The sequence below is a fragment of the Kitasatospora sp. NPDC127060 genome (assembly GCF_042724935.1).
In the GTDB taxonomy this organism is placed as follows: domain Bacteria; phylum Actinomycetota; class Actinomycetes; order Streptomycetales; family Streptomycetaceae; genus Kitasatospora.
In genome coordinates, this window is sequence record NZ_JBHXEG010000079.1 from 1 (window position 1) to 10,428 (window position 10,428).

The 10,428-nt window shown below is 73.1% G+C and carries 7 protein-coding genes; 3 read left to right on the plus strand and 4 right to left on the minus strand.

The features are described from left to right. Positions 1-138 precede the first annotated feature (138 nt). A complete protein-coding gene (locus ACFWIS_RS32285) occupies positions 139-1,353 on the minus strand; it encodes a serine hydrolase domain-containing protein (RefSeq protein WP_380460375.1) in 1,215 nt (404 codons plus the stop codon). A 242-nt stretch (positions 1,354-1,595) separates the two neighbouring features. Here ACFWIS_RS32285 and ACFWIS_RS32290 point away from each other — a divergent pair, with 242 nt between their 5' ends. Continuing rightward, entirely contained in the window at positions 1,596-2,315 is a 720-nt protein-coding gene (locus ACFWIS_RS32290) for a MarR family transcriptional regulator (protein ID WP_380460373.1), read from the plus strand. Between the two features lie 22 nt (positions 2,316-2,337). Here ACFWIS_RS32290 and ACFWIS_RS32295 read toward each other — a convergent pair whose 3' ends face one another. From ACFWIS_RS32295 to ACFWIS_RS32305, 3 genes are all read right to left on the minus strand, one after another. Then, a complete protein-coding gene (locus tag ACFWIS_RS32295) occupies positions 2,338-3,585 on the minus strand; it encodes a cytochrome P450 (protein WP_380460371.1) in 1,248 nt (415 codons plus the stop codon). Positions 3,586-3,702: 117 nt separating this feature from the next. Further along, the gene (locus ACFWIS_RS32300) at positions 3,703-3,870 is read right to left on the minus strand and encodes a hypothetical protein (protein WP_380460369.1); all 168 of its coding nucleotides are present in this window, start codon (positions 3,868-3,870) and stop codon (positions 3,703-3,705) included. A gap of 389 nt (positions 3,871-4,259) precedes the next feature. Next, on the minus strand, positions 4,260-7,466 hold the full coding sequence (locus ACFWIS_RS32305; RefSeq protein ID WP_380460368.1) for a M28 family peptidase: 3,207 nt from the start codon (positions 7,464-7,466) through the stop codon (positions 4,260-4,262). 387 nt (positions 7,467-7,853) lie between these two features. On the opposite strand from ACFWIS_RS32305, the gene ACFWIS_RS32310 reads away from it, so the two are divergent. Next, positions 7,854-9,293: a helix-turn-helix domain-containing protein gene (locus tag ACFWIS_RS32310; RefSeq protein ID WP_380460366.1), complete on the plus strand. Its 1,440-nt coding sequence runs from the start codon at positions 7,854-7,856 to the stop codon at positions 9,291-9,293. Between the two features lie 217 nt (positions 9,294-9,510). Beyond that, complete coding sequence (locus ACFWIS_RS32315) at positions 9,511-10,410, plus strand: sterol desaturase family protein (RefSeq protein WP_380460379.1); 900 nt, start codon at positions 9,511-9,513, stop codon at positions 10,408-10,410. Positions 10,411-10,428: the final 18 nt, after the last annotated feature.

The window sequence follows — 10,428 nt, forward strand, 5'->3', positions numbered from 1 at the left end:
GGGCGGGGGGGGTACCCGCGCTCGTGTTCTTCGTGGGCCCGCCCCGCGGGGGCCCCCCCCCCCCCCCCCCCCGGGGGGGGGCCCCGCCCCCGCCGCGGGGGCGGCCACGCCCTGTGTGGTCACCCGCCGGGCGGGTGGTCAGGCCTTGGTGGTGCCGCAGAACTCGGCCTCGAGTTCCGCGGTGAAGACCGAGACCGGGCCCCACGGCAGCCCGTCGGCCCAGTCGCCGTTGACCGAGGTCGCGAGCAGGTGCCGGCCGTCGCGGGTGCCGAAGGTGTAGGACCAGGAGCCGTTGATGGCGCCGCCCATGCCCCAGACCGTGCCGCAGGAGAGGGCGACGGAGCCGATGCCCAGGCCGTAGTGGGACTGGGGGATCCAGCCGTTGCCAGGGTCCCGCATGGTGAACATCTCGGCCATCTGGGCGGGCGGCAGCAGCCGGCCGCCCAGTAGGGCCTGGAAGAAGGTGCTGAGGTCGCTGACGGTGGAGACGAGGTCGCCGGAGCCGTAGCCCCAGGTGGGGCTGAGCTCGGTGACGTCGTACACCGGCAGGGCGGGGTTGTCGAAGGGGCCGAGCTTGGAGTAGAAGCGGCCGTGCGGGCCGTGGATGCCGGTGTCGTCGGCGGCCGGCTCGTAGGTGCTCTTGAGGTGCAGCGGCTCGGTGAAGCGGTCGGCGATCTCCTGTCCGAGGCTGTGGCCGGTGGCCTGCTCGACGATCAGACCGGCCAGCACGTAGTTGGTGTCGGAGTACTCCCAGCCGGTGCCGGGCGCGAACCGGGGCTTCACGCCGATCCCGATCTCGACGAGCTGACGCGGGGTGAAGCGGTCGAACCGGTGCTGCAGGAACGGCGGCCCCTGGAACTCCTCGGAAACCGTCTCGTCCCTCGCGAAGTTGGCGATCCCGCTGGTGTGGTCGAGCAGTTGGCGGATGGTGATCGCCGAGCCGTCGTAGCCGTTGCCGTCCACCAGGCCGGGCAGCCACTGCTCGACGCTGTCGTCCAGGCTCAGCCGGTGCTCGGCCTCCAACTGGAGCAGCGCGGTGGCGACGAAGGTCTTGGTGGTGCTGCCGATCCGGAACCGGTCCTGGGGGCGAAGCGGTCGGCCGGTGTTCTCGTCGGCGGTGCCGGACTGCCCGAACCAGGTCGAGCCGTTGTCGTGCACCTCGGCCATCGCACCGGGCAGGTGGGCCTGGGAGACGGCGCGGTCGAGGGAGGTCTGCAGGGCCTGGTGGCCGGTGTGCCCGCGATCCGTGGGCGCGGCGGAGGCGGTCGGCGTGGCGGCGAGCAGGGCGCCGGCCAGGACGGTGGCGAGGGCGGCGGTGCGGGCGGTGCGGGCGGTGCGGGCGGTGGTCTTCATGACGGGTCCCCCTGAAGTGTCGGGCATTGCTCGTCTTCGTCGTCTTCGTCGTCTTCGTCGTCTTGTCGTCGGTGAAGAACGTACGGCCGGATTCGAGGATCCATCAATGAGTGTTCGCGGCAGCGGAGATGAACGAGCAGCTCAGCCGGGGTGAATCATTGCAATGGGCCTGACGGCGAATGCAATCGCGGTTGCAACCGTCCCCCGCATCCGGATACTCGTCCCGAGGAAAGGAGCCGCCCGTGCCAGGTGCCAGGCTGAGCCCGCAGGACCGTCTCGCGATCGCCACCGGGCTCGCCAAGGGGCTCGACTACGCGGCGATCGCCCGGCTGATCTCCCGCCCCACCTCCACCGTGACGCGGGAGATCGCCCGCAACGGCGGGCCCGGCCGCTACCGCGCGGAGACCGCCCAGCGCGCCACCGCCCGGCGGGCCCGCCGTCGACCGGGCCGCCCCCGGCCCGCCGGGGACGGCGCACGTGTGGCGGAGGGGCGCGATCCGGCCGCCATCAGCGACTACGCGGGCCGCTTCGCCGACCTGCTGGAGCAGCTGGGCCTGCCCCGGATGGTCGCCCGGGTGCTCTCCTGCCTCTACGTGACCGACAGCGGCAGCCTGAGCGCGGCCGAGCTGGTGCAACGGCTGGGGGTCAGCCCGGCCTCGGTCTCCAAGGCGGTCGGCTACCTGGAGGCCCAGGGGCTGATCCGCCGCCGACGGGACGGCCACGGGCGCCGCGAGCAGTACGAGATCGACTCCGACGTCTGGTACCGGTCGATGCTGGCCAGCGCCCAACGCAACGTCCTGCTGGCCGAGTTCGCCCGCAACGGCGCCGACCTGCTCGGCGCCGCCACCCCCGCGGGCCAACGTCTCGACACGGCGGCGGACTTCCTCGCGGAGATCGGCACCGACCTCGTCCGGGCGGTCGAGCGCAGGCGCTCCGGCCGGGGGCTGCCGACCGGAGGCTGACGCCCCGGGGCCGTGGTTCGGCTCAGCGCAGCACCGCCGGGGTCGGGCCGTCGGGGCGGACGGTGATGCTGTAGGCCGCACCGGTCGGGCGTGAGCGGAACTCCACGCGGCCCAGCGGGAGCAGGAGTTCCAGCAGTGCGCTGGTCTCCCGGAGGGCGAACTGGGTGCCCAGGCAGGCGCGGGCGCCGAGGCCGAAGGGGAAGTAGGCGCCGAGGTGGGCGGGGCGGGTGGCGCCGGTGGCGAAGCGACCGGGGTCGAAGCGGTCCGGGTCGGGCCACAGGGCCGGGTCGCGGTGGGTGAGGTAGGGGCAGACCAGGACGTCGGTTCCGGCGGCGATGTGGTGCCCGGCGATCACGTCGTCCTCGATGGCGTGGCGGGGGAGCATCCAGGCGGAGGGGTAGAGCCGGAGGGTCTCGCTGACCAGGGCCTGCGGGGCGGCGCCGCGCGCCCCGGGGTTGCGGTCCAGGAGCAGGAACAGCCAGGTGAGGGTGGTGGCGGTGGTCTCGTGGCCGGCGACCAGCAGGGTGACCAGCTCGTCGCGGATCAACCGGTCGGTGTACTCGGGGTGTTCCTCGGCTGCGTCGAGCAGCACGCTGAGCACGCCCGGTTCCTCGACATCGGAGAGACGGCCGGTACGGGCGGTGTCGATGGCGGCCTGGGCGACGGCGTCGATCCGGGCGAGGTCCTCGGCGACGGCGTCCCGGGCGTCGGCGGCGTTGGTCGGCAGGGTGGGCATGGCGGCCACCACCCGTTCCACCGAGCGCAGTTCGGCGTCCGTCCGGTCGTCCAGGGCCAGCCCGGTGAGCGTCCGCCAGACGGTGTCCAGGGCGAAACCGCGCATCTCCTCCGCCACGTCGAAGGTCTCCCCGCTGCGCCGGTACCCCTCCCAGCGGTCGGCGGTGCGGCGCGCGGCGGCGGCGATCCGCTGTTCGTAGCGGCGCATCCCGGTGCCGGTGAACTGGGACTGCAGCAGCCGCCGTTGGCGCTTCCAGGCGTCTCCGGTGGCGGACAGCACGCCGTCGCCGACCAGCATCCGGGCCCGGTGCGAGCGCTTGACGTACCGGTCGGGGTGGCGGCCCAGCACGTGCTGGACGGCAGCCGGGTCGGTCACCAGCACGGTCGGCGTCGGACCGCCGAGCCGGAAGGCGGCGATGCCGCCGATACCGCGCTGCGCCCGGGCGAGCAGGTCGACCAACTGGGCCTCCTCGGACCGCCACTGCTCGACGGCCTCGGGGGCCAGTTCCGGTACGGGGACGGCGTCCGTGGTCACCAGGGGTCTCCTCGACTCGGCTGACGATGGTCGGGGCGGGCCCGCCCGCCGCCCGACTCTACGTCAACCGGGTTTTCGCGCGGTCACACCGGGTCACCCCGTCCGCCGCCGGGCCGGTCAGCCCCTCGGGTGGTCGGGCTCGGGCAGGCGTATCCAGTGGTCGGCCGGTCCGGTGACGGCGCGGGCGTCGGTGGGGTGGAGCCCGGCGAAGGCGCAGGCGAAGGCGATGGCGCTGCGGCGATAGAGGTAGTAGGCGAGGACCTCCTCGGTGGTGTGGTGGTCCATGGGAGGGCCGCCGGGATGGCGGTGCCGGCCGACTTCTTCGCCGTCGTGGAAGGCGCGGCCCTGGTTGCCGCTCTTGGGGTTGGCGTACTGGCCCGGTGCAGCGGCCGCTGGCCGAAGCCCCGGCCCTCCGGGTCGGCCCCGGTGTCGAGGCGCATGCGGATCTCCTCGGCGTTCTGCCAACTGTCCCACGTCACGCCGCTCCAGCCGCCTGTCATCGCACCTCCCGCTCCTTCGCCACCGGATGAGCGCTCTGCTCCTCCTCCGCATACGAAAGCACGCGGGTCTGACAGTCCGGCGTGGACCGCTCGACACGGCTGCGCCGCGGTCCGTCCCCCTCGACGGATCGCGGCGCAGCGGTTCAGGGGGTGTCGGTCAGGGACCCGGGTGGGTCACACGGCCTCCCAGAGAGCGGGGACGATCAGCGGCTCCCAGCCGACCTGGGCGGTGTGGCCCTGGACGCAGCGGTAGCTGACGCCGTTGTAGGTGACGATGTCGCCGGCCTGGTAGGTGGTGCCGGGGGTCCAGGCGTTGCCGGGGTTGGGAGTTCCGCTGCCGACGACCAGGGTGAAGCTGGTGGTGTGGGTGGCCGAGCCGCTTCCGGTGACGGTGATGCTGTAGGTGCCGGCCGCGGTGGACGCCGCTGCGGCGACGGTCATCGTGGCGGAGGCGCCGGACTGCACCGAGGCCGGGGCGAAGGTGACGGTGACCCCGGCCGGGGCGCCGGTGGCGGTCAGGTTGACCGTCTGGGCGGAGCCGGAGGTGGTCGCGGTGGCGACGGTGGCGGTGGTGGAGGCGCCGGGCTTGACGGTGGCGGTGGCCGGGTTCACCGAGAGGGAGAAGTCGTTGGCGGGGGTGGTGCCGCCGACGGAGGTCTTCCAGATGGTGGAGGCCACGCCGTTGGCGCTGCGCTTGAGGACGGTGGCGTCGACGTTGGCGGTGGTGTCGCAGGACTGGTGGTAGCAGGAGTCGTAGGGCTGCCCGGCCGAGCCGCCCCACTTGGCGGCCTGCGCCGAGGTCTTGACGGCGCTGGCGCCGGCCGCGTAGCCGGAGGTCGGGATGCCGGCCTGCTGGAAGGAGTAGTCGTCGGAGCGGCCCTGGCCCTCGACGTTCTCCTCGGGCTGGAGGTTGAGCGAGTCCCAGTAGGCCTTCATCGGCGCGGAGGCCGCGGAGGTGAGGTTGTTGATGAAGTAGCCGGCGTTGGGCGAGCCGACCATGTCGAAGTTGTAGTAGGCCTTGATCGCCGCGCGCTGGCTGGAGCCGAGCTGGCCGACGTAGTACTGGGAGCCCTGGAGGCCCTGCTCCTCGCCGGTCCACCAGGCGAACCGGACGTGTCGGGTCAGGGTGGGGTTCTGCTGGGCGAGCGCGAGGGCGTTCTCCAGCAGGACGGCGGAGCCGGAGCCGTTGTCGTTGATGCCGGGGCCGGCCGAGACGCTGTCGAGGTGGGCGCCGAGCATGGTGACCTGGTCGGACGGGCCGCCGGGCCAGTCGGCGATCAGGTTGGCGGACTGGTAGGTGCAGGAGGTGCAGGTCTGCTCGCTGACGGTGAACCCGGCCGCCTGGAGCTTGCCCTTGAGGTACGTCACGGACTGGCTGTGCCCGGCGCTGCCGGCCCGGCGGTTGCCGCCGTTCTGGTCGGCGATGGTGTTCAGCTGGGCGAGGTCGGCCTGGATCCTGGCCACGTCGATGTCCGGCGCGGGCCCGCCGGGCGTGCCGCCGCCGCCGACGGTCAGGGTGTACTGGGCGGTGTGGGTGGCCGCGCCGGCGGTGCCGGTCACGGTGATCACGTAGGTGCCGGCGGGGGCGCCGGAGGAGGCCGAGAGGGTCAGGGTCGCGGACGAACCGGCCTGCACGGAGCCGGGGTTGAGCGTCGCGGTGACGCCGGTGGGGGCGCCGGTGGCGGTCAGGTTGACGGTCTGCGCGGTGCCCGAGGTGACGGCGGTGGAGACCGTCGCGGTGGTCGAGGCGCCGGGCTGGACGGAGCCGGCCGCCGGGCCGAGCGCGAGCGAGAAGTCGTTGTTGCCGGACGGCGTGCAGCTCGGGTCGCCGCTCTGGGCGGGCACGCTGATGGCGTCCCAGGCAGCCTTGGTGCGGTTGTAGAAGGTGCAGCTCGGGTCGAGGTTCTTGGCGGCGGTCAGGGTGGTGGTGCGGTACCGCTTGTAGGTCATGCCGCTGGTCTTGAGCAGCATGCCGCCGTACCAGACCTGGCCGGCCTGCTTGACGCCGATGCCGGTGACGCTGGAGTTGTTGCAGGTCGGGCTGGTGGGCTTGCCGCCGCCCGGGTTGGAGCCGTTGGACAGCAGGTAGAACCAGTGGTTGAGCGGGCCGGCGGCCGCGTGCACCTCGGTGCTCGGTATCGAGGAGGAGTAGCAGTCGGGGTCGTTGTTGACCAGCGAGGGCTGGTAGAGGTTGCGGATCGGGCCCTGGCCGACCAGGTTGATCATGCGGCCGACCTGGTAGTCGGGGTAGTCGTACGGGGCGGGCTCGTTGTTGTACTCCTTGGTGAGCGCGCCGAAGATGTCGCCGGTGCCCTCGCCGAGGCCGTTCTCGTTGTCGGCGCCGCCGGGGGTGTACTGGTCGATGCCGTGGCCGAACTCGTGGCCGACGACGTCCTGGGCGCCGATCCACTGGCCGGCCTGGTTGTGGCCGATGGAGACCGAGCTGCCGTCCCAGTAGGCGTTGACGTCGTTGAGGCCCATCTTGATCGGCCAGCTGCCGCCGTTGCCGTCGTGGCCGTTGCGGCCGAGCCAGTCGCGGAGCATGTCCCACTCCTTCTGGGCCGCCCACATGGCGTCGCCGCAGCCGGTCTCCCGGCTGGAGGGGTTGCCGTTGCCCCAGGAGTCGGTGGACTTGGTGAACACCTGGCCGGTGTCGTTGTCGGAGCAGGACAGGCCGGGCCGGTTCGGGTCGCGCAGCGCGTACGAGCCGCCGGAGTTGGTGGTGCTGATGGTGAGCGGGCCGGGGCCGTTCCACTTGCTGTTGACGGTGCCGGCCTCGACGTCGTCGTAGCTGTCCGCCACCTCGCCGGTGGCGGCGTCGACGAAGACGTGCAGCCGGCTGGGCGCGTGCTCGGTGCGGCCGTTGAGCACCGTCTCCCAGGCGAGCCGGCCGGCTCCGTCCTTGACCCGGACGACAAGGCGGCGGGACTCCACCTTGTCCACGGTCGGCAGCTTGGTGCGCGCGGTCTTCTCCGCCTGGGCGGCGCTGATCTGGGGGGTGGTGGAGCCGCCGACCGGCCCGGTGGCGGCCGACTGGAGGCCGCGGACGGTGCCCTTGCCGTCGGCGAGCACCACGGCGTCGCCGCCGACCACCGGCAGGCCGCGGTAACTGCGTTCGTAGGAGACGGAGTAGAGGCCGTTCAGCCAGGGGGTGACGGACTTCCGCTCGTAGGTCTCGTCCGGTCCCTTGGCCAGGGCGTCGGTGCCGGCCGCGGCGGCCGCGTCGGCGGCGCTGACGGCGGCGGCAAGGGCGCTGGGCGGTGCGGGGGAGGGGGAGGGCGCGGCGGTGGCCGTTCCGGCGGTGGCGCCGATCAGGCCGGCCAGTACGGTCAGGGTGGTCGCCGTGGTGAGCAACCGGCCTGGGGAAACTCTGCGTTGCATCGAGGCTCCTCGCAAGTGGGGGTCCTCGACCGCGGACGGCAAGGCTGGTGGCGCACCGCAGGCCGTGTCTGGGGACGGCCGCTGCGGGCCGTCCGCGCTCGGGTGCCCGAACACTCACATGGCGTCATGCTCGGGTCAATGGCTGGTGCGGGCTCGGCATGGGGTTGGCAAATTCCGTCAAGGTGCGGGCGCCGTTTCGCGTCAAGCTGGGCTTTCTCGACAGTGGTTGAGACCACCTCATGTACGGGGCGGTGCTCATCGAGTACCGTCCTCCTCGGCGGAACCGCCCGACTCTTCGTCGGGGCTCGTCGGACGCGCAGGCCTCGTCGGGTTCGTCGGACTCGTCCCAGGACCCCGCGTCAGGGGCCCGTCCCCGGGGAGGCAGCCGTGCACCGGAAGCGTGTGGCCCCCGCCGCCTCGGCCCCGGCGCCGCCCAGGCCCCAGGACGCGGGCGCCTGGCGGGAGTTCGGCGCCCGGCTGCGGCACTGGCGGCGCCGGGCCGGGCTCACCCAGGCGCAGCTGGGTGCCGGGATCGGCTACGACCACACCGCGGTCAGCAAGATCGAGCACGGAGCCCGCCGGGTCACCCCGAAGGTCGCCGGTCGGATCGACGAACTGCTTGGTGCCGACGGAGAGTTGGTCGCGACCTGTCTGCGCGCCGAGACCGCCGAGCTGCTCCTGCCGGCCCCCTTCGCCCCCGGTCTGCTCCGGCCGCCCCTGCCCGGCGGCACACCGGACGGCCCCGCCCCCGGTGATCCGTCCCTGCTCGCACCGGCCGCGCTCGCACCGGCCAGGCTGCCGGACTACGGACTGCTCTGCCCGCTGCACGACGCCGAGGGATGCGAGGTGCCGCCGCCCGGCGAACTCGCCGCCCTGTATGCCGAGTTCTGCGCCGCCGAGCCCGCCGCCGCCCCGCCGCTGGACGCCGTCACCGCGCACGCCCTGGCCGGGCTGCTCGCCGCCCAGCTGCGCGCCGCGGAGGCCGGCGCCCGCCCGGGGCTGGTCGCCGCCGTCGAACGCACCCTGGCGGTGGTGCTGGCCCGGCTGGCCGTCGCGCCCGCCGCCCAGCGCCGCCCGCTGGCCCGACTGGCGGCCGAACACGCCCACGCGGCGGGCGCGTTGCGGATGCAGAGCGGTCGCAACGCCACCGCGATGGCCTGCTTCGACCGCGCCCTCACCTGGGCCGGACTGGCCGGCGACCGGGCCACCCAGGTGGGCACGCTCAGCGACCTCAGCATCCTGGCCCGGTTGGACGGTGATCCGGTGGCCGCGCTCGGCTACGCGCGGGAGATCGACCTGGTCGCCCCCGGGCGGCCGTGGGCCGGGGCGATGGGCCGGATCAGCCGGGCCCGCGCCCGGGCGCTGACCGGGGACGTGCGCGGCACCGTGCGGCAGATCGGCCTGGCCCGGGCGGACGTGGAGCGGATCGGCGCCCGGGACGAAGCGGACGTGCCGTGGCTGTCCATCGCCTCGATGCGGCTGCGGGTGGAGTCCGCCGCGGCCGCCGCGCTGCGCGACCTCGCCGCCGCGGTGGACGATCCGCGGCTGGCCCGGCGGGCGCTGGCCGCCACCGAGACGGCGCTCGGCCTGCTCGGTCCGACCCAGCTGCCGTCCAGCCGCCTGCTGTTCACCGTCCGGGCCGCCGACTGCCACGTCTGCGCGCACGATCCGCGGACAGCCGTCGAACTGCTGGTGCCGGCGTTGGAGTCCGCCCCGGCGGCCGCCCTGCCCGCGCTGGTCGGCCACGAGCTGCGCGGGCTGCGGGATCGCCTCGCGGCCCACGAGCCGCAGACGGCCCGGCGGTTGGCGGAGCTGGCCGGCCCCTGAGGCGGGCCGGTCCGGGCGGATCCCGAAAGGGGGCGCGGGTGGTGGGCCTTCCGAGCGTTCCTCCTGCCGCACTCCGGTGCCCCGTGGACGCGGGTCGAACGCGCCTCATTCACGCCGCCCTTTCGTCAACTTCGTGTGCGCATCTTCCGCCGATCGGGTTATTCATGGCGTTAACACGTCGAATGACTGACCGTTCCATCGGCTCCCGCTAGAGTCTCTGACGTTTCCATTCGTTGGTCCGCGAAGAACTAGGGGGAGCGTGCTGTCCGCCATCGCACGCCGGCTCGCCCATCCGCTGTTGCTCCTGGGGGTGCTGTGCACTGCCGTCGCGACACTGCGCTTCCACTGGGCGCCCGACCAGGTCTCCCCGCTCGTGCTGATCGCCGTCATCTGCTACCTGGCGGCGCTGGAGCGGGTGATCCCCCACCGGGCCGACTGGCACCCGAGCGGTCGTGAACTCCGCTGGTACGGGGTGTACTTCGTGCTGAGCATGCTCGGCGGCGGACTCGCCCAGGGGCTGGTGACCGCGCTGGTGGGGGTGGTTGGACCGAGCCGTCCGGCGCTGCCGTTCGCAGCGGAGATCCCGCTCGCCCTGTTGCTCGGCTCGCTCGGCGACTACCTGGTGCACCGCTGGTCGCACCGGAACCGCTGGCTCTGGCGACTGCACGGCGTGCACCACGTCCCGGACAAGGTGAACGTCGCCAACAACGGCGTGAACCATTTCCTGGACGTGCTGTTCGCGCAGTCCGTGGTCCAACTCCTGCTGGCGATCATCGGGTTCTCGGCGGATTCAGTGTTCGTAGTCGGAATATTCGTGATGGCGCAGGGGTATTTCGTTCACGCGAACATCGACGTCCGCATCGGCTGGCTCGGTCACGTCCTGGCCGGCCCGGAACTCCACCGCCTGCACCACAGCACCGACCTCGCCGAAGCCGGTCACTACGCCTCCGACCTGTCGCTGTGGGACCACGTCTTCGGGAGCTTCACCTGGCGGCCCGGACGGATCCCGGAAACCGTCGGTCTCACCGACCCGACCGCGTTCCCGGCCACCGGGGAGCTCGGCGCCACCCTGCTGCACCCCTGGCGCCGGATGGAGACCACCGAGCAGTCCGTCTGACCCCTCGCCGGCCCGCCG